Source organism: Streptomyces murinus (assembly GCF_002154555.1).
Lineage (GTDB): Bacteria > Actinomycetota > Actinomycetes > Streptomycetales > Streptomycetaceae > Streptomyces > Streptomyces murinus.
In genome coordinates this window covers 1-24,218 of the sequence record NZ_MUNF01000085.1, presented here as the reverse complement: position 1 = coordinate 24,218, position 24,218 = coordinate 1, and the positions used below count along the sequence as shown (strand labels likewise).

Genomic DNA, 24,218 nt, shown 5'->3' with positions numbered 1-24,218 from the left:
CGAGCCGAGGGGCAAGGGAACTCCCGGGGGGATCAACGGTGTTCGGCGGCCTTGGTGACGGGGCGCGGGCCGGTCGGATGCGGCACGGTGACCAGCGGGGACCGCGCCGGGTACGGGGTGTTCGCCAGGGCGGAGCGCACCGGGCGGCGCTCGCCGAGCGGCACCACCGGGGACGGCTCGGTGCGGCCCAGCACGATGTGCCGTACGACCCGTTCGGCGGCCCGTCCGTCGTCCCACGGGCAGAACCGCTCCCGGAACGCGGCCCGCAGCAGCGCGGCCCGCGCGCCGTTCCAGTGGCCCTCGGTGAACACGTCGATCAGTTCGTCCTCGTCGCGCCCCACCGCGCCGGGCGGGGCGCCGGGCAGGTCGACATAGGCGCCCCGGACGGCCGCGTACGCCGCCCAGTCCCCGGTGTGCAGCACGATCGGCCGGTCGAGCCCGGCGTAGTCGAACATGAGTGGCGACTGGTCGGTGAGCAGCGCGTCCGCGGCCAGGCACAGGCCCTCGGGGCAGGGGTGCGCGGAGACGTCGATGACCCGGGGGCCCTCGACCGGCACGTCCCCGTGGGCGCGGACGAGCAGCACGAAGCGCGAGCCGAGACCGCGCGCGAGCCTCGGCAGGTCCAGCGGAAGGTGCTGGGTGCGGCGGTGGTCGCGGTGGGCGGGCGCGTAGAGGATCGCGACCGCGCCCGCGGGGATGCCCAGGGTGGCGCGCAGCCGGGCCACGTCGTCCCGGGTGGCCCGCTGGAAGACATCGGTGCGCGGGCTGCCGTACTCCAGGGCGGTCCAGCGGCCGGGGTGGACCCGCTGCCAGGTCAGGGTGGAGTGCCGGTTGCCGGAGATGACGTGGTCCCACCGGTCGACGTCCCGCAGCAGGCCCACGGGGTCGGCGCCGGGGACGGCCGCCGGCCGCTCCACCAGATCAAGTCCCGTATGGCCCAGGGGCGTTCCACCAAGCATGCGCACGACGACCTGCCCGTCCCGCTTACGCAAGTCCCGGGTGAGGTGGGCGTCGCCGAACAGGTACGTGGAGCGGGCGAGCGCCGTCCAGTGGGCGGCCGTGCCGGGGACGACGAGGCGCGGCCCTGCCGGGAGCGGACGCGGATGCGCCGGGTCGGCGATCCAGGAGGAGCGCACATGCGGGGCGTACCGGCGCATCGCCTCCTCCAGCGCGGCCGGGTCCCCGCCGTACCCGCCCTCGACGGCGAACACCGCGCGTTCGGGCCGCAGCGGCAGCCGCAGCTGGATCCGGTAGTGCAGCCGCAGCGCGGCGGAGCGCACCGCCCGCGCCGGACCCAGTACGAGCCTCCGCAGACGGCGGCGGGCGGCGGCGATGTGGCGCAGGGCGCGGAAGGTGCGGTGCAGCCCGAACCGGATCAGCAGATGACGGCGCCGCAGCCGCGCCTTCGGCACCCGGTAGCGGCGGTGGTGGTCGCGGGCCCGGCGCAGGAACTCCCCGTGGCTGCCACGCGGCAGCCGTCCGGGGCGGGTGAACACCACGCCGTAGTGGTCGATCATCCGGCGGAACAACTCGGGTTTCCAGCAAGCGAGTTCGGGGTGGTCGGCGACATAGGCGAAGACCCGCTCGTACTGGTCGAACAGGTCGAAGTGCTTACGGCTGGTGGTGGACAGGATGTTGCCCTGGCGGCGCTGCCGGTAGTGCACGCACACCCGGTCCAGCGTGGCGATCGAACCGGCCGCCATCAGCACCGGGAAGGTCCAGGGGGTGTCCTCGTAGTAGCCGGGCGGGAAGGTGAAGCCCTCGGCCGCGACGAACTCCCGCCGGTACGCCTTGTTCCAGGCCACCATCAGCACCCGCAGCAGCCCCGGCCGGTCCGTGAGCCGGAAGGGCGCCCGGCCCCACTCGCTCAGCTCGGCCGCGAGATGGTTGCGCACCCGCCGGCCGTCCCAGTACGTGCGCTCGTAGTCGTACACCAGCACATCCGGCCCACCGGTCGCCTCGATCCGCTCGGCGATCGCCGCGAGCGCGCCCGGGGTGAGGGTGTCGTCGCTGTCCAGGAAGATCAGATACTCGCCGCCGGCCTGCGCGATCCCGGCGTTGCGGGCCCGGCCGAGCCCCCGGTTCTCGGCCAGGTGTAACGGCTTCACCCGGGGATCCCGGGCCGCGTACTCATCGATGATCTCGCCGCACGCGTCCGGCGAACCGTCGTCCACCGCGATCACTTCGAGATCCGGGTACGACTGCGACAGCACCGAGTCCAGGCACTCGGAGAGGTACGCCTGGACCTGGTACGCGGGGACGATGACACTGAACCTGGGCACGGGACATCCATGGGTCTGACGGCGCGGGCGTTCTGCCCGGGAACGGCCGAAAGGGTGACGGGGTTACGGGCCGTACGGCATTCGGGGGACATCCGGTGAACGGGTGGGGGTGGCTGGGTCCTGGCGGACAGAGAGCCAACGTGCTTTCTACGGCGTGGTGTTCAGGTTCCGGTCGCCACCGTGGGCGATATGAACGGTCCCCCGAACCTTGTACGACTCCTGCCCTGGGCCGGCCCGGTCTGCACGGCCAGCTCTGTCTGCTTGGCACGGGGGCACGGCGGCTTCTGTCCGATCGGCCCTGCTTCAGCGTTGTGAACTACCGCGTCGGGCAATCAAGTTCGGGCTTTGAGCGATTCGGGCAGCACGTCACCACGGCCAGGGACAGGTAGGAGGGGCGTTCAAGGTAGAAGCCGTACGACACATCGGCACCTGAGCGCAGTCGTTCGGCGGCAGCGTGCATCAGCCGGGTGAGGCGGTCGGCGTCTCGGTCCCTCTCTGTGGCGAAACGGGGTGCGTGGTCGATCAGTTGCGCAGCGAGCCAGGACACCGCCGCCGTCGCTTCATCCCATGTGCCCTTGACCACCGAGGGCGGTTTGACGAGCCAGTACGCCGTTTCCAGGGGCGGGAGGCTGGACGCCGGGAACTCCATGGCCACCTCGCGGTACCGCTGGATCAGCTCCGGCTTGCTCCCGGCGGGGGGCGGCTCGGGGTGTGGAGGGCGCCGTAGAGCCTCGTGGTCGAACCGCTCTTTGGGGCCGGTCCACAGGTAGCCGTGGTGATGCACCGATTGTTCCCGTTCCGAGACGTGCTGGCCGAACCGGGTCCGCGGAAAATGGGGATGGCCCCGGTCCGGCTGGCGTGAAGGGGGGTCAGGCGTTCAGGCCGAAGCGCGCGGGGTCGATACCGGCGGCGTCCAACTCCTCCGTCGTGAACCGCAGCGGCTGTGTGTCCGGCCGTTTGCTGTCACCCATGGCCCAGGCGCCGTCGCCGATCCGGGCCAGGGTCACGCAGGCCTCACCGTCCGGGTGGGTGTTTCCCCCGCACGCCTTCACGAACGAGGCCCCGCTGATGTCGAGCGCGTACAGATCACTTCCGTCCAGCATCACTGCACCTTCCTGCTCAACTGATCGCGGCCATGACTGACCGCCGCCGCCCACTTCGGGCGGGAGTTCAGGCGGACCCTCGACCAAGGTCCGTGTCGATGCGCCGACCGTAGGAGGCGGACGGTGACGCGCTCCACGAACTTGCGTGGACTTGCACGGCAATTGGTATGGCTGATAGCGGTATGGACACTGTTTCCCCAGTCCAACGAAGCTGCTGCAAGCCCGAGCAAGTGCCGAGACCAGGGAGTCAGCCATGGCCGTAGAGTTCATTGGAATCGACCCCGATACCGACCGGGACCACTGCCCCACCGTGTGGGCGGACGCGGAAGCTCAGGAGATCTTGTTGCAGGGGTGGAAGCCGACTCCGGAGACTCAGACGGAGTGCGAGGCGAGCAGCCCCGCGAATGGACCGATGCCTGACGCCGAGGCCATCGTCAGGATTCCGGCCAGGATGATCCCGATGATCAGGGAGGCGTGTGATGCCGTCGAGCGTGCCCAGCTTCGCTGAGCTGCTTGGCCGGTGCGAGCGGTCCGCCGTCCACTTGGAGCTGCGTGACTCCTACGCGCCGACGGACCGCTTCGAGGCGTGGAAGCGGGGCGAGCGGATCAACTGGGAGGACCGTGAGTCCTGGTGGCACCCCTACGACCAGCTGATCGCTGACACCGTGGCCCGGGGCGTGACGATCCGCCGGGCCAGGGTGATCTCCGAGCCGGTATCGGACTACATCCGGTGGGAGCACTACGTCACTCGTGCCAACGTCACGGCCGGTGAGGAGGTGCGGTGGCTGCCACGGAGGCAGGCCACGAGTCTTCTCTTGCCGGGAAATGACTTCTGGCTGTTCGATGGTGCGCTGCTTCGGGTCCACCACTTCTCAGGTGACGGCGTGGTGGTGGAGGACGAGATCACGGCGGACTCGGAAGCCGTGAAGCTGTGCTCTTCCGCCTTCGAAGCGGTCTGGGAGCGAGCGATCCCGCACCATCTGTACAGGATCTGACGAGAGCCGCTCCGTGCCCACACACCCGTCCGCACGCGTTCAGCAGGCCCGCGAAGTGCTGGCTGGCCGTCTGCGTGAGATCCGAAAGGATGCAGGGATCAGCGGGCGTGAGCTGGCCGTAAGGTGCGGTTGGTCGGAGTCGAAGTCATCCCGGATCGAGAACGCCAAAACCCCGCCCTTCGACGCGGATATCAGAGCGTGGTGCCGAGCCTGTACGGCTGAAAACCAGGTCCCCGACCTGATCGCCGCCAATAGACAGTCCGCAGACGCTCATGTGCAGTGGAGGCGACTTCAGCGGACCGGACTTCGTCGCCTGCAGGAGTCCACAGGTGATCTGTATCAACGAACAAAGACGTTCAGGGTCTACGTTTCCGACGTGATCCCCGGATTCCTTCAGACGCCCGGGTACGCCGCTGCCCTACTGTCATCCATCGCCGACTTCCGGGGAACACCGGACGACGTGAGCGATGCCGTGGCAGCCCGCATGAGGCGCAACGCGGTGCTGAACAACGGCGCACGACGGTTCTCCTTCGTGCTGGAGGAGTCGGTCCTGCGATACAGGCTGTGCAGCGCGGAGACCATGGCCGCACAGCTCGGCCACTTGCTCGGGGCCATGGATCTCCAGAACGTCGCCGTGGGGCTCATCCCGTTCTCGGCGCAACGGAGCGTGTGGCCCATGCCCACGTTCACGATCTTCGACAGTGGCAGGGTGCACGCGGACACCCTGGACGCCGCCGCCACCCTTACGCAGCCCAGCCAGGTCGAGTTGTACGCCCGAGCCTTTGACCGGCTCTCGCAGGTTGCCACGAGAGGAGCAGCGGCACGTTCCCTGGTAGCGGATGCGGTGGCCTCCCTCACGTGACAACCGCTGTCGGCGCACCCTCTCGTGAATGATCAGACGGAGACGCTGGTGGATCATCCCTTGAAGGGTGCGTTCGCGAAGGCCAACGCCATATGACCGGTAAGCAACTAGATCTATGAGGGCACCAACCACCCTGGCCAGAACTGTTCCCGACAACTGCTTGCTGACTTGAGTGGTGACCACGTCGTACTGCTGAACCTTCCGATCCTGTGCAGGAATGGCCTAGTGGCGAGCACGAGAAGCGCCTCCCGCACGGATCGTGCGGGAGGCGTTCTGTAGTTGTATGGCGCCTTACTCGAGACCGCCCGTCCGGATACCGCTCACCAGCCCGGCAAGGCTCGTCCGCGACAGAAGCAACGCGGGACCGGTCGGCCTCTTGCTGTCCCGTACCGCGATCGTCTGGTCATCGACGATGCCGCACTCGACGCAGTCGGACTGCGTGCCACTCGCCGACGACTTCCACCACGTCACGGGCAGGAGCGACGAGTCTTCAACGTGGGCCATCAGTGATCTTCCCTTATCTGTTCGATGCATTCTGCGGACAGTTCGACCGACAATGCAGCCGCGCGAAGCCGTTCGAACGCGTCCCGGTACACGCCGACCTGCCCGCCGTCCTCGACGTACAGAGCGGAAGTCAGGCTTTCGACGTGCACGACGTCGAGGTCTGCGTAGTCCTCGAACCCGAGGACCGAGTACGAACCCATCTGCCCCACGTGAGGCGGGGAGTCGGAGGGGAGCACCTGAATCGTCACGTTCGGCCGCCGGCCCCGTTCGAGCAGGCGACCGAGCTGATCGCGCATGACGCCGGTGCCGACGCATCGCGTGCGCAATGCGCTCTCGGCGATGATGGCCCACAGGTTCACCGGAGTCTCGCGCGTCAGTACGGCCTGCCGAGCGAGGCGTACCTCGACCAGGGCGTCGACCTTGGTCTCCACTGCTTCCGACATCCCGATCGACGTCATGAGTTCGCGGGCGTACTCGCCTGTTTGAAGCAGGCCCGGGATCACACCGATCTGCCATGTACGGACCGATGTTGCTTCGGCCTCCAGGCTGATCAGATCCTCGTATGCCGGTGACAGAACGCCCTTGTACGACTGCCACCAACCACGTCGCGCCCCCTCGCGGGTGAGCGCGAGCAGAGCCGTCCGCAACTCTCTGTCGTCAACGCCGTACAGGTCGAGCAAGAACTCGACGTCCGGTGCCTTGGCCGCACTCCGGGCCGTCTCCAGCCGTGAGAGCTTCGCCGTCGTGATCCCGCCGTTCGACTTCTCGGCGACCTCTTCGAGGGTGAGGCCGAGCACGTCACGCAGCGCGCGAAGCTTCACGCCGAGTCTGCGCCGACGCACCGTTGGTGTGCTCACCAAGCCCCCTCTTGAGTCTGAGTTCCCAATGACAGTTTGCCGCTTGCTCACAGGCGGTGTCACCTGAGCTTCTCTCCTTGTGTTCAGCCAGTCTCATCGTGGGATGCAAATTCTCATTTCACTCTTGAGTGACTTGCATGGCTAGCTCGATCGAGAGCATGCTGGCGTGACGAAGCGTGATCGCGTCGACGTATGGCGTCACTAAGTGCCGCGCCAACTGGCATCTGATGGATGGGGAGTTTGCATGGTGCTCATGCAGCCGGACGCGTTTCCGAAGAGCTGCGATCCCCTCGCCGGGCCCCCGGCCCAGGCCGTCTATCCCGCGACTCCCGAAGCTCCGGCACAGGCCCGCACATATGTGCGTGAGGTACTGACCGGTGATGAATCACTGGTCCCCGCGGACTGCGTGGACACCGTCGTGCTCATCGTCTCCGAGCTGGTGACGAACGCCTACCGCTATGGCACCGAGCCGGGCGACTCGGTCCTCGTCGTGGTCAGTGCGACGCCCGACTGCGTGCGCGTCGAGGTGCACGACCCCAGACGACGCCGCCCTCGGCCTCGTGAGGCAACGGGCGAAAGCATCCGAGGGCGCGGCCTGCACATCGTCGGTGCCCTCGCGGAGCGGTGGGGTGTGGACGACAGGCCGTTCGGTAAGAAGGTATGGGTCGAGGTGACCAGGTGACCGGCACCGATCTCACCATCCGGGCCGTACCCGGCGCCGACTTCGTCGCGGAGTGCACCGTGTCGACATGGCTCGACATGGTTGCCTTCCTGCTGATCGGACACCCTCCTCCGCAACGCCCCGGTGAGACGGCCGAATCGATCGAGGTCGGTTTGATGGGCATGGTCGACGCCATGGGGCTGCGTCCCGCAGTCGAGACCGTGCAGGCTGTGGGGCTCCGCATCGTGATGCGAGGTCCTTACGCCACCCTCGACTACGGGCACCCCACAGTCTTCATGCAGGTACCCACCGTCGGTGACGCGTGGCGGTCTCATCTCAACCGTGGCGGCCCCGCTCTGCTCGTCATCGCCCTCGACCCGATTCCCCCGGGCGCAGGCCCCGACGCTCTTGCGAACTACCTCGACCGCGTCGCCTCCACGCGACGGGTCTACGCGGGCGCAACAACTCTCCGGAACTGGTGATGATCCAGGAATGCGGCAGAGACCGACGAACGGCCTCTGCCGCCTCCGTTCATGTGGTCGTGCCCCGTCTACGTGGGGAGGAGCACCTTGTCGGCCTGCTCGGTACGGTAAGCCGGTGTGTTTCTACGCCATGACCTCCTACAAGCTGCACTATGCGTGTGTCTCGTGCCATGTCAGTTTCAAGCAGCATGCCTACCCGCAGCGGGAGCACCGGTGCCCGAACTGTTCTCAGTCCCTCATTTGCGCTGGTCACGACTTCGCTCCGCCGCCCAGGCGTGATGTCCGCAGTTGGTCTGTGGTGGCTGCGGTGCTGGGTGAAGGGTTGCGCTACGAAGGGCTGTCGGTCTGCGGGTGTGGCAAGGAACCCAAGTACCGTCCGCGGACTCGCGCTGAACTGCGGGTCCGTCGGACCGTTGCTGCGAGGGATGGTCTGCCGCTGTCCGAGGTGCTGTCCCGACCGGACCCTCTCACCCCGCTGACGGACTGATGGCGCAACTCAGCGGGTGAGTCGGCGACGTCCGATGAGAGCTGCCGCAATGCCGACGAGGACCAGGAAGTGTTCCGGCTTGCGCTTATGGCGACGGTGCGGGCGGCGACAGCCGGCGAGCCAGGACACGGTTCTCTCTAAGACCCAGTGATGATGGCCGAGGCGGTTCGACGATTCGGTGCCTTTGCGAGCGGCGCGTGGGGTGATGTTCCGCTCTCGCGGCCGTCACCGCGGATGGGCATGGTCACAGGCGGCAGTTGGCGCGACGTGCAGCCGGAAGTGGTGACGAAGACGATCCCGGCCAAGACCTCGCGATCGTCGGCCCGCCTCTTCCCTCCACCCTGCGGACGAACCATCTCGGTCGGCGGCACCATCCGCCGAAAAGCTCCCACAGTTTCTGCGCCACCAGCCGCTCAACGAGACCTGCCATGACCCGGCGACGGGACAGCCCCCCATCAGAAACGGCGCCGAAGCGGAGTGGGAAGACGACAATGCCCGTCGCCTCCGGGCTCAGCACCGGGCACGCGACCTCTGCATGCCACGGAGGCGCGTGAAGGCCCCGCTCATCCACCGCGGGGCGAGCGGGGCCGGGCCAAGGCCGATCGATCGGTGTGCGGCTACTGCCACCCGTGCAGCGTCAGGGCGCTGGACGGATCGAGGCAGCCGTGCAGGCCCGCGTAGGGGTACTCGATGATGTCCTCGGGGAGGTCATGGGTGGCGAACCACTGGAGGGCGAGACACTTCTCGGGCTCCTTGTTGACAGGTGTTCCCGCCCACTCGGTGGCCACGAAGAAGAACCCGATCCGCTCCGAACCGTCCTCCTGCCGGTGCTGCACGACATGCCGGAGTTCCAGGTGGCCGGGGTCGGTCGTGACGCCGGTCTCCTCGAAGAGCTCGCGGGCCGCCCCGGCGGTGAGGGTTTCGCCCCGGTCGAGCTTCCCGGAAGGCAGGTGCCACCGGCGGTAGCCGTAGGGGCCGCCTCTCTGCGAGAGCAGGATCTTCTCACCGTCGAGGAGAAGAACGTGAGTGTCGATGATGGGCTGTGCCGGCTGTCCGCTCATGGTTCCTGGGGGGTCGGGGTGGTGGTTGAGGCCCCCGACGGTAGTGGGAGGGCGGGGATCGCGTCGGCGATTCGGCGCGCGACCTCCGATGGAGGTATCTCAGTGGTGTCGATGACGAGCACCTTGGATCCGAGGGTTTCGAGGATTTCCGCAGCGTCGTCGTACAGCTCGACCTCACGGACTGGTGCTTCGGGGTCGGCTCGGAAGCGATGAGTGAGGCCGCTCTGGGCGATGCGGTCCGCGATCGTACCGGGGGAGGCGGTGAGGATCACTGCCAGGTCCGCGTGCGGGGCCGCCTCGTTGAGGAGAAGCAGAAACTGCATCGGTACGCCGTCGAGCCGCTGGAGGACAAGGGACGATGCGACGTACCTGTCGGATATGAGCAGTCGGCCATTGGTGAGCGCCGGGTCGATGGTGGTCTCGATGTGCCGGTATCGAGCGGATGCGACGAGGCAGGCCAGGGCAATGCCCCGAAGCTGTGGGCCGTGTGTACGGGTGAAGTCCCCGAGGAAGTCACCACGGGTCGGTTCAGCCGTCCACTGAGAAGGAACACCCCGCGCGGAGAGCAGGGCGCGCAGCTTCCGGACAGTGGTGGATTTTCCCACGCCGCTCGGGCCGTCGATGCTGATGAAGAAGCCGGTGCGGTCTCCGGTCATGCGGCTGACTCCATCCCGGACCGGTTCCGTTCGTGCTGTTCTCGGGTGAGCATCGCGAGCGTGGCACGGACCTCGTTCAGAGGAACGTCGCCGAACTGGATGCCCACGCTGAAGTTGAACTCGTCGCGCTGACGCATGGACTCGTCGGCGCCGTCCTGGGTGAGGTCGACGTCCCCGTAGGCGAGCAGATCATCCGGCTGGTAGCCGGCCTCTTCGGTGAGGGTCTTCCACACCGGCGTGCCCGGATAGGGGCGGAACTCGAAGACGCTGGCGCGCAAGTCGCCGGGAAGCTGATCGCAGGTGTCCCACAGATTGCGGATGTGCCGCACAGTGGCCTCCAGGTCCGCCTTGGTCTCGCCGGGGAAGCCGAGGATGAAGTACCCCTTGACCCCGATGCCGTGGGAGACCAGCCGACGAGCGACGCGTTCGGTCATCTCGGCGGTGATGCGCTTGTCCATCGCGGCCAGAACGCGGTCGCTGCCGGATTCGATGCCGAGGGCGACTTCGCGCAGCCCGTTGGCGACGAGACGGTCCAGGTCGGCGTCAGCGAGTCGGTCGAGGACATTGATCCGGCCGGTGGCGTCCCACACGTACCGGTCACCGATCTTGTGGTGGGTGAAAGCTCGCATCTGCTCATCGATGACCCGGCCCGCGCCGAGGAACAGGTCGTCCACGAAGCGGAAGGCGGTCACGCCGTACTCCTCGTGCAGTTGGTCCAGCTCACCGATGATGTTCTCGGGGGACCGCACGCGGATCGCGACGTCCGGGTTGGCGGACACGGCAGCACCGCAGAACGTGCAGTTGTAGGGACAGCCACGGCTTCCGACGATGTTTGCCTCCCAACGCCTGGCGGTATGGCGCCGCGCGATCCAGGGCTGCGTGCCGGCCACCGGGCGATCCGGCGTCGGCGCGGCCTGGTAGGGATCCTGGGAGAGAAAGGCACGGTTGACGTACGGCAGGCTGTTGATGTCGGGACCCAGCAGCGTCGCGCCGCTCTTGGGGTCGGTGATACCGGCGGCCCGGGTACCGAGCAGAGGGTCGCGCCACAGGACGCCCGGCAGGACGCGCCGGTTCCGTTCGTCCTCCAGGAGGGCGGTGACGCGGAGTTCTCCTTCACCGAGGACGAGTGCGCGCAGGTGCCGCATGCGAGGGTCGGCGAGGATGCGGTCCGGCATGGCCTTGGCATGATGGCCGCCGACCATGAGGGCGATACCCGGATCGATCAGGGCGGCGATCTTCGCGGACATCTCGTATGTGGGTGCGAGGAGATTCATGGCAGCCCAGCGGGGCGCGGCCTCGTTGACGATCCGAGCGGTCTCTTCGAGACCCAGTCCGTGGGCCTCGGCGTCGAGCACGCCCACATTGAAGCCGCTGAGCTGGGCGTAGGTGGCGATGTACGCCATGCCGAGCACGGGCAGGGTGTAGTCGTTGGTCCGAGGCCGCAGGGTGTAGTCACGCAGCGGCGCGTTGATGAACAGGGCGTCCAGCGTGTGCAGGTTGTCGGCGCCCGCGATCAGCGGTAACTGCTGCATCGGTCCTCCATGTCATCGGGCGTGCGTCCCCCAGGAGAGGGTCGCGAGCGTGAGGGTGTGCAGGGCGGCGCGGTCGGTACCGGCCCAGCCCGTCCACAGCGGGCCGAAGGCCTTGTCCTTCTTGCCGGGCCAGGCGAAGGCCGGGGCGATCTTGGCGGCCCAGGTACGCACGGCCAGGTCGTCATGCGGGTAGACACTGAAGTCGCCGGTGAAGTCCGCCGCCGCCGCGGCGGCGGTCCAGGGGCCGACGCGGGAGATGCGAGTGAGGCTGATGGCCAGGGCGCCGGCGCGCAGGCACTCCCAGTCGCGGTGATTCCGCTTGTACTCCGCTGCTGCCGCCAGCAGGGCATTGCGGTGGAACTTCGCCCCGACCTCCGCGAACTGCTCATCGGTCAGGGCGAGTACGGCGTCAGGAGTGGGCGCCACGGCGAGCGGCCCGTGGGGGCCTTCAATGGCGGTGCCGTAGGCGCTGCACCAGATGCGGTACAGCTTCCGGGCCTGGTCGGCGCGGACAACCTGCCGCAGGATCGCCGTGCTGATCGCGTCCCACAGTGATGGGTTCGCCAGGCGCTGGGTGACGCCGAGCCCGAGGAGGCCCTCACGGAGGGACACCGGGGCGGCCGACGGGAGGTGCGCGGGGTCGGTGGCGATGAACTCGGGCTTGACGTCCTCGGTGCCGTCCACGCACCTCATATGCAGGCCGTCCCGGTCGTGGGACACGATCCAGATGCCGGAGGCCGTACGGACGGCACGCGCGTGGGTACCGTCCTCGTACGTCTGCCAGGCGGGGTGATCGGTGGTCAGCACGTTGCTCATCGGTTGCTCCTCGGTGTACCGGCAGTGCTGGCCGTAGCCTCTCGCGTCACGGCCGTACGACGTACCCAAGCCACGGAATCGAGACCCGAACGCTCGACGCCGGCATCTGTTCCATGTGCTTCGGTGGCGTTCGCCCATTGAACTGCCGGGGAACATAAGAAATGAGGGGCCAGGAAGGGGTGCGCTTTCCGGCAGGGGGCCGCTCCGGGGGGCCAGGATGAGGTCCTCACCCGACGGTGACGGAGGGAAAGTGCCATGGTGGCCCCGGACGGCATCGGCGTCTTACTGCGAACGATCCGCGAAGACGCCGGACGCACCCGCGACGAACAGGCCCAGGTCGTTCAACAGGCCCAGGGCGGGCGCTGGTTCGACTGGGAGAACATCAAGCGGTGGGAACTGGAGAAGCGGTTACCGGTCCCGGACTGGCACGAGACGATCGCCCGAGCATTCGGGTTGAGCGTCACGGATGTGCAGCGGGCAGTCGCCGCATCGCGACAGCACCGACGCAGCCGGCGCAGGGAGAAAGAGGACGTGGAACGACGAAGGTTTCTCGGGGTGGCCGCCGTTGCGGCAGGTGTGACGGCGCTGCCTGGTATCGCACAGGCTCGCGAGGGCATCGACGGGGCTCTTACGGGGACCGGGGCCGGTGACCTGGCCTACCTGGAGTCGGCATTCGAGCGGCACCGAGGCGGCTACCACGGCCGGGCCCCCGACGAAGTCCTGGCCGAGATGCAGGCGGATCTCGTTCTCCTCGGGCAAGTCCTCAACCAGCCCCACCCGGCCCGCGCACGTGCTGATCTCGCCCGCACTGCCGCGGGGATCGCCGGTCTGGTCGCCATCGTTCAGCATGACCGGGGCGACAAACAGGATGCTTTCCGCTGGTTCGCGACAGCGGAGAAGGCGGCCCGGGAATCCGGTGACCGCAGGATGACCGCCTGGGTGCTGGCACGGCATGCGATGGTGCCGCTGAACTACGGTGCCCCCGAAGTGGCCGTACGCATCGCGGCCCGAGCCCGCAGAGCAGCCGGCCGGACCCCCATCGCGGCCGGAGCACTGGCAGCGGCCGTGACTGCCCGTTCCCTCGCCGCCATCGGCGACCGCCAGGGAGCGTGGACGGCGGTCGCGGATGTGCGGGCCTTGATCGAACGTCTCGGCGAGAATGAGGCAGCCGACACATGGTTCGGCTACCCGGCCCAGAAGCACTTCGTCCATCTCTCCCAGGCATACACCCTTCTCGGGGATACCGAGGCCGCCTACTCGGCCCAGGATGACGCCCTCGACCTCACCGCATCCCCTTCAGTGATGACCCGGGCCCTGATCGCGATGGACACCGCCAGCTGTCTGCGCCTCGACGGTGATCCCTCGACGGCGGCTGAGATGGCGGTCGGGATCTTCGACCGCCTCCCAGGCCCCTACCGTGACGGCCTGATCCGGTCCAGGGCCGAAGCTCTGCGCCAAGCCCTCGATGGCCGTCCCCGAGATCTCCTCGGCCAGGTTCTCGCCCGATAGGGGCTCCGTGTGAAGTGACGTGCCGTACGTCTCTGCCCGGTCTCCAGGAGTGCCTACTTCACCGCCCCCGCCATCACCCCCGACACGAACTGCCGCTGGAACGCGAAGAACACGGCCAGGGGGATGACCATGGAGATGAAGGCGCCGGGGGCCAGGACGTCGATGTTGTTGCCGAACTGGCGGACCTGGGTCTGGAGGGCGACCGTGATCGGCTGGGTGCCGGACTTGGTGAAGACCAGGGCGACCAGCATGTCGTTCCAGACCCAGAGGAACTGGAAGATGCCGAGGCTCGCGATGGCCGGGCCGCCCAGGGGCATCACCACGCGGGCGAACAGGCGCAGTTCGCCGGCGCCGTCCAGGCGGGCGGCCTCCAGCAGTTCGCGGGGGATCTCGGCGAAGAAGTTCCGCAGCAGGAACACCGCGAACGGCAGTCCGAAGCCGGTGTGGAACAGGACCACGCCGAGGATCGTCCCGAACAGGCCGATCTTGCCGAAGAGTTCGGCGATCGGGATCAGCGCCACCTGCACCGGCACCACCAGCAGACTGACCACGCCGAGGAACCACCAGTCCCGGCCCGGGAACTCCATCCAGGCGAACGCGTATCCGGCGAGCGAGCCGATGACCACGACCAGGACGGTCGCCGGGACCGTGATCAGGACCGTGTTCAGCAGGGAGTGGGTGATGTCGCCGTTCTCCAGCAGCTTCTGGTAGCTGTCGAAGGTCAGCTGGGAGGGCTTGGTGAACACCGTCCACCAGCCGCTCGCGCTCATGTCGTCGGGGGAGCGGAGAGAGGAGATCAGCAGGCCGATGGTCGGCACCAGCCAGAAGAGGCCGACCAGCACGAGGAGGACGCGGACCAGGGGGCGGCCCAGCGCGCGAGTGATCCGGGTGCCGAGCGAGGGCCGGGGTGCGCAGGCGGGTGGGGTCGTCCCGCGGGTATCGGTGGCGAGTGCCGTCATCGTCGTACCTCCCGCCGAAGCCGTCGGATGTTGAACAGCATCACCGGGATCACCAGCACCAGCAGGAACACCGCGATCGCGCTCGCCACGCCCGGCTGGCCCTCCGCGAAGCCCCTGCGGTACAGCTCAAGGGCGAGCACGTTCGCGTCGTCCTGGGAGGAGCCGGGGGCGATGATGTAGACGAGGTCGAACACCTTGAGCACGTTGATCATCAGGGTGACGGTGACGACCGCGAGGACCGGTGCGAGCAGCGGCACGGTGATCCTGCGGAACACCTGCCACTCATTGGCGCCGTCCACCCGCGCGGCCTCCAGCAACTCCCGTGGCATGCCCGCGAGTCCGGCCGCGATCAGCACCATCGCGAAGCCCGCCCACATCCAGACGTACGCGCCGATGATCGCCGGGGTGACCAGCGAGGGGCCGAGCCATTCGACGCCGTTGTACGGCTCCCGGAAGTTGCCCGCGGGAAGCCGCAGCCGCGCCCCGTCGGCCGCCGCGGGCAGCGTGAAGGTGCCGTCCGCCGCCGCCTTCGTCGAGGCCACGACCTTGCCGTCCTTCACCGCCTCGATCCGCATCCCCGGATAGCCCAGCTCGCCCGGGTCGGGCGCGCCGAGCCGGCCGACGCCCTTGCCGCGGGTGAAGTCCTGCCAGGTGGTGCCGGTGACCTTGCCCGGCTCGGCGTGCGCGGCCGCCGCCCGGTGCGCGTCGCCGGGCATCTTGTCCGGGGCGACCCCGACGAGCGGCAGGGTGACCGGCTGCCCGGCGTGCACGGCGGCCCTGGTGACGAAGCCGCCGCTCTGCGGGACGAGCGGCGACTCGCGGCCCGGGTGGGCCATCGGGAACGCCGAGGACTGCGCGAAGGTGTCGTGCACCGACACCCACGCGGCGTTGGCGACGCCCTTGCCCGGGTCCTGGTCGTACACCAGCCGGAAGATGATCCCGGCCGCGAGCATCGAGATCGCCATCGGCATGAAGACGACCAGCTTGAACGCCGTTCCCCAGCGCACCCGTTCGGTCAGCACCGCGAAGATCAGCCCGAGCGCGGTGGAGACGGTGGGCGCGAACACCACCCAGATGACGTTGTTCTTCAGGGCGGTGAGAATGCCGTCGTCCGTGAAGACCGTCTTGTAGTTGTCGAGTCCGGCGAACCCGTGCCCGGAGTTCGTGCCGAAGCTGCGGACGACCGAGTACCCGATCGGGTAGACCACGAGCGCGCCCAGCAGCACCAGGGCGGGCAGCAGGAACAGCACTGCCACAGTCCTGCGGGTGCCGGTCACGCTCTTGCGCGCGCGGGGCGCGGCGGGACCCGGTGGGGCCCCGGCCGCCGCTGCCGACGCCATGGCCGGCTCAGCTCCCGCTTCCGTACGCGGCCGCCGCGTCCTTCTCCAGCGCGGCCTGGGCGCCCGCGACATCGCCCGGGTTCTTCAGGAAGTCCTGGAGATCCTTCCACTCGCCCTTGCCGGGGGTGCCGCCGAACGCCTGCGGGGCCTGGTCGGACATGTCGAAGCGGAAGTCGTCGCCGGACGCGATCAGCGACTTGGCGATCTTCTGCTGGACGCTGTTCGGGTACGCCGAGATCGCCACGTTCTTGTTCGGCGAGAGATAGCCGCCCAGCTCGGCCTGGATGGTGGCCGCGTCCGGGGAGGCGAGGAAGGTCATCAGGGCCTGCGCGGCCTTGGAGTCCTTCAGGACGACCGCCGCGTCACCGCCGGAGACCACGGGCGCGGTGGAGCCGACGGCCGGGAACGGGAACACCTTGGCGTCCGTGCCCACCTTCGCCTTGGTCTCACCGATGTTGACCTGCACGAAGTCGCCCTCGTAGATCATCGCGGCCTTCGGCTGGTCGCCGCCGGTGAAGGTCTGGGTGACCGAGTTCGGGAACTCGGTCTGGAGCGCGCCGTCCTGCCCGCCCGCCAGATAGTCCTTCTTGCCCCAGATCTGCGCCAGCGTCTGCAGCGCCTGCTTCACCGAGGGGTCGGTCCACTTGATCTTGTGCTGGGCGAGCTGGTCGTACTTCTCGGGCCCGGCCTGCGAGAGGTAGACGTTCTCGAACCAGTCCGTCAGCGGCCAGCCGTCCGCGCCCGGCACGGAGAAGGGCGTGACCCCGGAGTCGTAGACGGCCTGCGCGGTCGTCAGCAGGTCCTTCCAGGTCGTGGGCTCTTTGGCGCCCGCGTTCTCGAAGACCTTGGCGTTGTACCAGATGAGCGACTTGTTGGCGGCCTTGTAATAGACGCCGTACTGCTTGCCGTTCACCTTCCCGATGTCCTGCCAGCCCTGCGAGTAGTTCTTCTGGACCTCCTTGAGCGCGTCCGGTCCGACCGGCTTGGCCCAGCCCTTGTCCACGGCCTGCTTGATGGCGCCCGGCTGCGGCAGCAGCGCGATGTCCGGCGGCTGTCCGCCCGCGATCTTCGATCCGAGGAAGTTGATGATCGGGTCCTGCGCGGGCACGAAGGTGACCTGCGCGCCGGTCCGCTTCTCGAACTCCGCCAGCACCTTCTTGAAGTTGGTCTGCTCCTGCCCGGTCCACACGGCCGCGATCTCCAGATGCGCGCCGTCCAGCTTGGGCAGCGACACGGAGCCGCCGGCGGACGGCGAACTCTCCTTGCCCGTCTTGTCGTCGCCGCCCCCGCCGGAGCACGCGCCGAGCACAAGGCCCCCCGCGAGCAACGCGGCGACCGCGCCGACGGCCCTGCCGGTCCGGATGGTGCTGCTCCTGCTGTGCATCACTTCCCCGTTCGTCGTTCTCCGCCGCACACCGCGCACGTCCGCGCACCGTCAACGTCCGTGCACCGTGAACGCCGGAACACTGTTCGTGCGCTCCGGTGTACGCGGGCCGCGGAGGCGGGGCAAGAGCGCCTGCGGGCGCGAAGGGGCGATCGTGACCGGGTCGTGATCAGGGGTGTATGCCCCTTGATCCAGGGCGAGTTGGGGCTAGGTGGCGCCTACAGCAGTGAGGGCACCTGGGCGGCCGCTACCTGGCGGGCGGCGCGTTCCACGGCACTGGCCAGCAGGGCCAGGTCGGTGGGGCCGTTGCCGAGCTCGCGGACGGGGCGGCGGGTCGGGGGGTCACCCATGCGGTGCCAGTCCAGCGGGACGACCGTGGGGCGCTGGGTCGCGGTGCGCGGGATACGACCGGTGACCCGGCCCGCCTGGAACTCCACCGCGGGCGCGTCCAGATGGGCCAACGCGCCGCGCCCCGGGGCCGGTTCGTCGGGTCCCTGCTGGGGGGCCGCGAGCCGGATGCGGAGCGCCGCCCGGCGGGCCGGTTCGCTGTCCGCCGTACGGCCGTCCGTGCCGGCCGCCGCCACCAGGTGCACCCCGAGCCGCTCGCCTTCCCGGGCCACCGCCTCCAGGGCCCGTGTCACCGAACCGGCGGCGGGCCGGCCAGGGGCGCCGAGCGCGGGGGAGACCAGCGCGTCCAGATCGTCGACGACCACCACCAGCCGGGGCAACGGCGGTACCGCCTCGGCGCGTTGACGTGCCGCCGCGCCCGGCCGCAGCCGCAGCGTGGAACTGGGCGGCGCCTCGATGTCCCCCGCGCCGGACGGGGTGCGCTGCGCGACCACCCGGCCGGGTGCCGTCCGCCCCGCGTGCCACTGCGCGAAGTCGGTCCGGCCCAGCAGCTCGGCGCGCCGCTTCAGCTCCGCGCTGAGTGACTGCGCGAACTCCCGCATGCGCACCGGGTCGTTGGCGATCAGATGGGTCGTCACATGGGGTATCTCCACGCAGACCCGCAGGCCCTCGTTGCGCCCGTTGCCGGTGCCGACGCCGTCCCGGCCGTCGATCAGCACCATGCCGAGCCGGTCCGGCCGTTCGGCCGCGGCCAGCGAGGCCACCACGGCCCGCAGCAGCTCGGTACGGCCGCTGCCCGCCGGGCCCTCGATCAGCAGATGCGGCCCGTCGGCCACCAGGTCCGCGGTGACCGGGCCGTGCGGTCCGGCGCCGAGCACGGCACGCGCCCGGCCGCCCAGCGCTTCCGGGTCGTCGGCCGCGTCCGCCCAGCGGGCCATCAGCGAGGCCGGGGTGGCCCGGGCCAGGCCCAGCTCGTCCAGCAGCCGCGCCGACTGCGGCAGCGGCGCCGCCACCCGTGCGTGCCCGGCACCGCCCGTGCCGTCCGGCCGCAGCGGGGCCAGCGCCCGCGCGAACCGCTCCGCCCACGCCGGGGACACCGCGTCCACCGTGGCGAGCACCCCGGGCGTCACCGGCCCGCCGGGGGTGACCCGCATCAGCTGGAGGGTGCCGGCCACATCGCCGCTGAGCAGGGCCACGGCCCCGCAGTGCCGCAGGGTCGGGGTCACCGTGCACGCGGTGTCGTAGGTACGGGCCACCGGGGAGGACGCCGAGGACGCGGAGACCTCCGCCAGACACAGCACATGCACCCCGGCCCGGGGGCCCACCGCGGCGAGCCGGGCCAGGGCCTCCTGGAGACCGGTCCCGCCGGGGTCGCCGTCGACCACGACCACCGTGTAGGGGCCGGGGAAACCGGTACCGCCCAGGTCGGCCTCGTCCTTGGCCCAGGACGGCCGGCGCGGGCTCCGCGTCGGCGTGCCGAAGGCGGGGGAGAGGGTGCCGGAGCCCGGGGCGCCGAGCGGTCCGGCGGGCGTACCGGGCGCGCCGGGCATGCCGGGCGCCTGGCTCTGGTGGGGGATCAGCGGGGTGTCGTACGGCCTTGGGTACGACCGCGCCCCGGAGCCCCCGGAGCCCCCGGTGTTCTGCGCCGGGATCGAGCGGGTCCCGGCGGTCCCCGTGCCGCGCGCCGTGAGGTCGTCCACCCGGCGCAGCAGTTCCTCCGTGCGGGCGGCGGCCTGTTCGCGGTCGTAGGCCAGCAGGAGCCGGCAGTCCTGGCCGTGGTTCGGACGGACATGCGGCAGCCAGCCCAGCCAGGACCACTCGGCCGCCCGCTCCTCCACCGGGCGGGAGCCGTCCGCGCTGATCAGCACGATCTCCAGCAGATCGGGGGAGTGCAGCGCCGCGAGCTGGGCCAGCACCGCGCGGGCCAGCCCGGACAGCCGGGGCCGGGGACCGGCGAGGCCCAGCGCGCCCGCCTCCCGCAGCGCGGCGGTCACCGGTACGGCGGGCAGCAGGCCCGAGCCGTCCGGAGCGCTCCGGTCAGCGGTGCCGAGCCGCAGGGTCAGCGCCTCCGGGTGGCCGGGGCCGCGCTCCCACAGCCGGGGGCCGGGGCCGAGCGCGGTGAGCAGCAGGGCTGCGGGGTCCGGCCAGGTGTCGGGCCGCAGCGGGACCCCGGCGTCCGGGGCGGCACCGGCCGAGGCCGCCTCGCCGTACGCGGGGACGCCGTCCGCCGGCTGCTCCCCGCGCCCGCCGGCCAGCCGCCGGGCCCAGGCGCCGAGCCCCCGCCGCCGTACGCTCTGCGCTCCGTCGCCGACGCCGAACCGGCCCGCGTGGGTGTCGCCGTCGCGTCCGGTGAGTCCCGCGTCCGCGGCTCCCCAGGAGGCGGAGCCGTAGGCGTGCCCGGTGCCCTCTCCTGACGGCGACGGCGACGGCGACGGCGACGGCGACGGCGACGGCGGCGGTGGCGGTGCGTCGGCGGGACTGGTCCATGTCCCGCCGGGCGCGGCAGGGGGGAACCCGGCGTCCGGCGCATCCGCACCGGGCCCGACGCGCAGACAGCCCTCGCCGTCCGCGACCACCGGCACCCGCGTCCGCGGGCCCCCGGGCGCGAGGCGCAGCGCCGACTCCCCGATCCGCAGCAGGCCCCCGGCGGGCACCCGCACCGCCCGCTCCCCGATCCGGGTGCCGTCCAGCGTCGTACCGTTCGTGGAACCCAGGTCCGCCACGGACACCCGGCCGTCCGCGCCCACCGTCACCGCGCAGTGCAGCCGTGAGACATCGGGATCGTCCAGCGGTACGTCCGCGTCCGCGGAGCGCCCGACCGTGATCCGGCCGCCGTGCAGCAGATGCACCCCGCCCGCGTCCGGGCCCGCCACCACATGCAGCTGCGTGGGCGCGTCGTCCAGTTCGGGATGCGGTTCGGCAGCCAGGGGCGCGCCCAGGGCCAGTATGGCGCCGTCGACCAGCGGCGGCTCCCCGAGCACGGCGCGACGCGGATCCAGCCGCTCGGCACCGGCGTAGAGCACGACCGCCGCGCCCCCGGTGTCGCGGCCCGCGCCCTCCCCGGTGACCGCCCCGGCCAGCGCGGACGCGACCGCGGCGAGGTCGGTGCCCACGGGCGCCGTGACCAGCACGTCACGGCTCGCGCCTCGCTGTGGGGGCGGGCCCGGCGGGTCTACGACGGTCAGCCGGATCTGCATCGGCGTCAGCGGTCCCTTCTGCGCGGGTCTGCGCGGGCGCGGACTACCCCCCACCCCACACGAGCACGTCGGCCAGTACGGGGAGCATCCTCGCACCTGCCGCCGACGCCGTGCCCGCCACCCGGTGCGAAGTGATCTTGATTGGTCGGCTCTGACCCCAAAAGTGCCTGACATGGACCACGGCGGCGATCGGTTGAGATCGGTCACGTCCCCTCTTATGGCGGCTTCCGTACCCTCCGATGGCTGCTTCCGGCAGGTTCCGGCTGCTTCCGTCGGCTTCCGTCCGGCTTCGGGCAACCACGGACGAAAGACGCGCGTCTTTCCATCGAGCCTGCCCGGGAACGCTTACGTGGCGTCCCACCCGGCACCACTACAGTGGTTCGGAACATCCGGAATGCAGGCAAGCAGCATCAGCAAGCAGCAGGGAGCGCGTGACGTGCGGCCAGTCGGCAGCAAGTACCTGCTTGAGGAGCCGCTCGGACGCGGCGCCACAGGCACCGTCTGGCGTGCCCGCCAGCGCGAGACCGCGGGCGCGGAGGCGGCCGTCGCCGGACAGCCGGGCGAAACGGTCGCGATCAAGGTCCTGAAGGAAGAGCTGGCGAGCGACCCGGACATCGTGATGCGCTTCCTGCGCGAGCGCTCCGTCCTGCTCCGGCTCACCCACCCGAACATCGTCCGGGTCCGCGACCTGGTCGTGGAGGGCGAGCTGCTGGCGCTGGTCATGGACCTGGTCGACGGCCCCGACCTGCACCGCTATCTGCGCGAGAACGGCCCCCTGACGCCGGTCGCCGCCTCCCTGCTGACCGCGCAGGTCGCCGACGCGCTCGCCGCGAGCCACCGCGACGGCGTCGTCCACCGCGACCTCAAGCCCGCCAACGTGCTGCTGCGGCAGCTGGACGGCGAGATGCACCCGATGCTGACCGACTTCGGCATCGCCCGCCTCGCCGACTCCCCGGGCCTGACCCGCACCCAGGAGTTCGTCGGCACGCCCGCCTACGTCGCGCCGGAGTCCGCCGAGGGCCGCCCGCAGACCTCAGCCGTCGATGTGTACGGCGCCGGCATCCTGTTGTACGAGCTGGTCACCGGCCGCCCGCCGTTCTCCGGCGCCACCTCGCTCGAAGTGCTGCACCAGCACCTCAGCGCCGAGGCGCGCCGGCCCTCCACCGTGCCGGACCCGCTGTGGACGGTGATCGAGCGCTGTCTGCGCAAGAACCCCCTGGAGCGGCCCAGCGCCGAGAACCTCGCGCGCGGCCTGCGGGTCGTCGCCGAGGGCATCGGGGTGCACGCGAACTCCGCCCAGATCGCGGCGGCCGAGGGCGTCGGCGCGTTGCTCGCCCCCGACCCGGCCCCGGCCTCGGTGCCGGGCGAGCCGGGCATCGCCGGCGCGGCCGACCCCACCGCCGTACTGCCGACGGGCGCCCCGCAGGGCGCGTACGACCCGAACGGCGCCACCAGCGTCCTGCCGCACACCGCGGGGCCCGCCGGTGCCGCGGACCCCACCGCCGTACTGCCGCACACCGGCGCGGCCGATCCGACGGCCGTGCTGCCGAACACCGGGCAGCAGGGAGCCGGGCCGCAGGGAGCCGGGCCGCAGGGTTCCGGACCCGAGCAGCCGCACCCCTGGCAGAACCAGCTGCGGGCCGCCCGGGACCGCAATGAGCAGACGCAGATCCAGTACCTCTCCCCTGAGGACGATCCGCTGCACCACCGGCCCCAGCGGCAGGTGGCCCGCCCGCAGCACCAGCCGCGGCCGGCGCCGCAGCCGCGCCCGCAGCAGCCGCAGCAGCGCGGCCGGCAGCAGGGGCAGGGCCAGCAGGGCTACCAGCAGGGGTACGGCTACGCGCCCCAGCAGCCTCAGCAGCACCAGCCTCAGCGCCAGCCCCAGCAGTACGCCCCGCCGCAGCAGCCCCAGCAGCCGCAGCGACCCGCGCGGGAGCCCAGGGCGCCGCGGCAGCGCAGCGCCAACCCGATGAAGATCCCCGGGCTCGGCTGTCTGAAGGGCTGCCTGTTCACGATCGTCATCCTGGTGGTGGCGAGCTGGCTGATCTGGGAGCTGACACCGCTGCACACCTGGGTCGGCCAGGGCCGCGGCTACTGGCACGAGCTGTCCCACTGGGCCGGCCAGGTGAGCGACTGGGTGAAGGACCTGGGCGGCAGCAACTGATCCATGGGGTAGGGGATTTGTCGACATCTGACGGGTGATTTCCGCCTCCACGGTGAAGGTTGGCTCCCCGGACGCGTAGTTTTAACGACAACACGCGTCTGTAGGAGCAGTCTTGGCACGGAAGATCGGCAGCCGGTACACCGCGCACCAGATCCTGGGGCGGGGCAGCGCCGGCACGGTGTGGCTGGGCGAGGGGCCCGAGGGACCCGTCGCGATCAAGCTGCTGCGGGAGGACCTCGCCTCGGACCAGGAGCTGGTCGGGCGCTTCGTCCAGGAGCGCACCGCGCTGCTCGGGCTGGAGCACCCGCACATCGTCACCGTGCGCGACCTCGTCGTCGACGGCAATGACCTGGCCCTGGTGATGGACCTGGTGCGCGGCACCGATCTGCGCACCCGCCTGGAGCGGGAGCGCAGGCTGGCGCCCGAGGCCGCGGTGGCGATCGTCGCCGATGTCGCGGACGCGCTGGCCGCGGCGCACGCGGCGGGGGTCGTGCACCGGGACGTCAAGCCGGAGAACGTCCTGCTCGACATGCAGGGACCGCTCGGCCCCGGCGGGGCGCATCCGGCGCTGCTGACCGACTTCGGGGTGGCCAAGCTGATCGACGCTCCCCGGCGGACCCGCGCCACGAAGATCATCGGTACGCCGGACTACCTGGCCCCCGAGATCGTCGAGGGGCTGCCCCCGCGGGCCTCCGTGGACATCTACGCGCTGGCCACGGTGCTGTACGAGCTGCTGGCGGGCTTCACGCCGTTCGGCGGCGGCCACCCGGGCGCGGTGCTGCGCCGCCATGTCACCGAGACGGTGGTTCCCCTCCCCGGTATCCCCGAGGAGCTGTGGCAGCTGATCGTGCAGTGCCTCGCCAAGGCGCCCGCGTCCCGGCTGCGGGCGTCCGAGCTGGCGGCGCGGCTGCGGGAGCAGCTGCCCACACTGGCCGGGCTGCCGCCGCTGGACGTGGACGAGCCGGACCTCTCGGAGGAGGCGGCCGAGGAGGAACCGGCGGCGCCCGCGGCTCCGGCGG

Annotated in this window: 21 protein-coding genes and 1 pseudogene; 8 read left to right on the top strand and 14 right to left on the bottom strand. The window is 70.4% G+C overall.

All coding sequences use genetic code 11. From position 1 onward, the window contains the following. Nucleotides 1-32: 32 nt before the first annotated feature. The 3 genes from CCN72_RS06885 to CCN72_RS06875 form a co-directional block, all read right to left on the bottom strand. Complete coding sequence (locus tag CCN72_RS06885) at nt 33-2,282, bottom strand: bifunctional glycosyltransferase/CDP-glycerol:glycerophosphate glycerophosphotransferase (protein WP_086806740.1); 2,250 nt, start codon at nt 2,280-2,282, stop codon at nt 33-35. A gap of 316 nt (nt 2,283-2,598) precedes the next feature. Beyond that, complete coding sequence (locus CCN72_RS06880; protein ID WP_086806739.1) at nt 2,599-3,066, bottom strand: hypothetical protein; 468 nt, start codon at nt 3,064-3,066, stop codon at nt 2,599-2,601. A gap of 85 nt (nt 3,067-3,151) precedes the next feature. Next, a complete protein-coding gene (locus CCN72_RS06875) occupies nt 3,152-3,385 on the bottom strand; it encodes a DUF397 domain-containing protein (protein ID WP_086806738.1) in 234 nt (77 codons plus the stop codon). A 253-nt stretch (nt 3,386-3,638) separates the two neighbouring features. Between CCN72_RS06875 and CCN72_RS06870 the strand changes: the two genes are divergently transcribed. The 3 genes from CCN72_RS06870 to CCN72_RS06860 are packed head-to-tail and all read left to right on the top strand — an operon-like array spanning nt 3,639 to nt 5,242. Beyond that, on the top strand, nt 3,639-3,893 hold the full coding sequence (locus tag CCN72_RS06870) for a hypothetical protein (protein WP_086806737.1): 255 nt from the start codon (nt 3,639-3,641) through the stop codon (nt 3,891-3,893). Then, on the top strand, nt 3,865-4,380 hold the full coding sequence (locus CCN72_RS06865) for a DUF6879 family protein (protein WP_086806736.1): 516 nt from the start codon (nt 3,865-3,867) through the stop codon (nt 4,378-4,380). The genes CCN72_RS06870 and CCN72_RS06865 overlap by 29 nt, the downstream gene beginning before the upstream one ends. Before the next feature lie 13 nt (nt 4,381-4,393). After that, on the top strand, nt 4,394-5,242 hold the full coding sequence (locus tag CCN72_RS06860) for a helix-turn-helix domain-containing protein (protein ID WP_086806735.1): 849 nt from the start codon (nt 4,394-4,396) through the stop codon (nt 5,240-5,242). Between the two features lie 291 nt (nt 5,243-5,533). Here the strand turns inward: CCN72_RS06860 and CCN72_RS06855 are convergent, their stop codons facing one another. Together CCN72_RS06855 and CCN72_RS06850 are read right to left on the bottom strand one after the other, a co-directional pair. Then, nucleotides 5,534-5,746 (bottom strand): DUF397 domain-containing protein, encoded by a 213-nt coding sequence (locus tag CCN72_RS06855; RefSeq protein WP_086806734.1) that lies wholly within the window; start codon nt 5,744-5,746, stop codon nt 5,534-5,536. Further along, nucleotides 5,746-6,603 carry a helix-turn-helix domain-containing protein gene (locus tag CCN72_RS06850; RefSeq protein ID WP_086806742.1) on the bottom strand — a complete coding sequence of 286 codons (858 nt, stop codon included), beginning with the start codon at nt 6,601-6,603 and terminating at the stop codon, nt 5,746-5,748. The genes CCN72_RS06855 and CCN72_RS06850 overlap by 1 nt, the downstream gene beginning before the upstream one ends. 244 nt (nt 6,604-6,847) lie before the next feature. Here CCN72_RS06850 and CCN72_RS06845 point away from each other — a divergent pair, with 244 nt between their 5' ends. Next, nucleotides 6,848-7,285, top strand: coding sequence for an ATP-binding protein (locus CCN72_RS06845; RefSeq protein WP_086806733.1), 438 nt, complete (start codon nt 6,848-6,850; stop codon nt 7,283-7,285). Then, nucleotides 7,282-7,746: a hypothetical protein gene (locus CCN72_RS06840; RefSeq protein ID WP_237552903.1), complete on the top strand. Its 465-nt coding sequence runs from the start codon at nt 7,282-7,284 to the stop codon at nt 7,744-7,746. The genes CCN72_RS06845 and CCN72_RS06840 overlap by 4 nt, the downstream gene beginning before the upstream one ends. A 496-nt stretch (nt 7,747-8,242) precedes the next feature. Here CCN72_RS06840 and CCN72_RS41650 read toward each other — a convergent pair. The 5 genes and pseudogenes from CCN72_RS41650 to CCN72_RS06810 form a co-directional block, all read right to left on the bottom strand. Next, nucleotides 8,243-8,663 (bottom strand): annotated as a pseudogene (locus CCN72_RS41650) (transposase). 187 nt (nt 8,664-8,850) lie between these two features. After that, entirely contained in the window at nt 8,851-9,294 is a 444-nt protein-coding gene (locus tag CCN72_RS06825; protein ID WP_086806729.1) for an NUDIX hydrolase, read from the bottom strand. Further along, nucleotides 9,291-9,950, bottom strand: a complete 660-nt coding sequence (locus tag CCN72_RS06820; protein ID WP_086806728.1) for a dTMP kinase — start codon at nt 9,948-9,950, stop codon at nt 9,291-9,293. The genes CCN72_RS06825 and CCN72_RS06820 overlap by 4 nt, the downstream gene beginning before the upstream one ends. Continuing rightward, nucleotides 9,947-11,482 (bottom strand): B12-binding domain-containing radical SAM protein, encoded by a 1,536-nt coding sequence (locus CCN72_RS06815; RefSeq protein ID WP_086806727.1) that lies wholly within the window; start codon nt 11,480-11,482, stop codon nt 9,947-9,949. Before CCN72_RS06815 ends, CCN72_RS06820 begins: the two co-directional genes overlap by 4 nt. A gap of 12 nt (nt 11,483-11,494) precedes the next feature. Continuing rightward, nucleotides 11,495-12,298 (bottom strand): DNA glycosylase family protein, encoded by an 804-nt coding sequence (locus tag CCN72_RS06810; RefSeq protein WP_086806726.1) that lies wholly within the window; start codon nt 12,296-12,298, stop codon nt 11,495-11,497. A gap of 255 nt (nt 12,299-12,553) precedes the next feature. Here CCN72_RS06810 and CCN72_RS06805 point away from each other — a divergent pair, with 255 nt between their 5' ends. Continuing rightward, nucleotides 12,554-13,807, top strand: a complete 1,254-nt coding sequence (locus CCN72_RS06805) for an NsdA family TPR-like regulatory protein (RefSeq protein ID WP_086806725.1) — start codon at nt 12,554-12,556, stop codon at nt 13,805-13,807. Between the two features lie 53 nt (nt 13,808-13,860). Here the strand turns inward: CCN72_RS06805 and CCN72_RS06800 are convergent, their stop codons facing one another. The 4 genes from CCN72_RS06800 to CCN72_RS06785 all read right to left on the bottom strand — a co-directional run bounded on the left by CCN72_RS06800 (nt 13,861) and on the right by CCN72_RS06785 (nt 21,035). Then, entirely contained in the window at nt 13,861-14,766 is a 906-nt protein-coding gene (locus tag CCN72_RS06800; RefSeq protein WP_086806724.1) for a carbohydrate ABC transporter permease, read from the bottom strand. Continuing rightward, complete coding sequence (locus CCN72_RS06795) at nt 14,763-16,106, bottom strand: carbohydrate ABC transporter permease (RefSeq protein ID WP_086806723.1); 1,344 nt, start codon at nt 16,104-16,106, stop codon at nt 14,763-14,765. The genes CCN72_RS06800 and CCN72_RS06795 overlap by 4 nt, the downstream gene beginning before the upstream one ends. 7 nt (nt 16,107-16,113) lie before the next feature. Next, the gene (locus CCN72_RS06790; RefSeq protein ID WP_086806722.1) at nt 16,114-17,490 is read right to left on the bottom strand and encodes an ABC transporter substrate-binding protein; all 1,377 of its coding nucleotides are present in this window, start codon (nt 17,488-17,490) and stop codon (nt 16,114-16,116) included. 218 nt (nt 17,491-17,708) lie between these two features. Further along, on the bottom strand, nt 17,709-21,035 hold the full coding sequence (locus CCN72_RS06785) for an FHA domain-containing protein (protein ID WP_086806721.1): 3,327 nt from the start codon (nt 21,033-21,035) through the stop codon (nt 17,709-17,711). A gap of 436 nt (nt 21,036-21,471) precedes the next feature. Between CCN72_RS06785 and CCN72_RS06780 the strand changes: the two genes are divergently transcribed. Then, nucleotides 21,472-23,199, top strand: a complete 1,728-nt coding sequence (locus CCN72_RS06780) for a serine/threonine-protein kinase (protein WP_086806741.1) — start codon at nt 21,472-21,474, stop codon at nt 23,197-23,199. Nucleotides 23,200-23,311: 112 nt separating this feature from the next. Further along, nucleotides 23,312-24,218, top strand: a 907-nt coding sequence (locus CCN72_RS06775; RefSeq protein ID WP_107430074.1) for a serine/threonine-protein kinase, incomplete at its 3' end; no start/stop codon positions are given.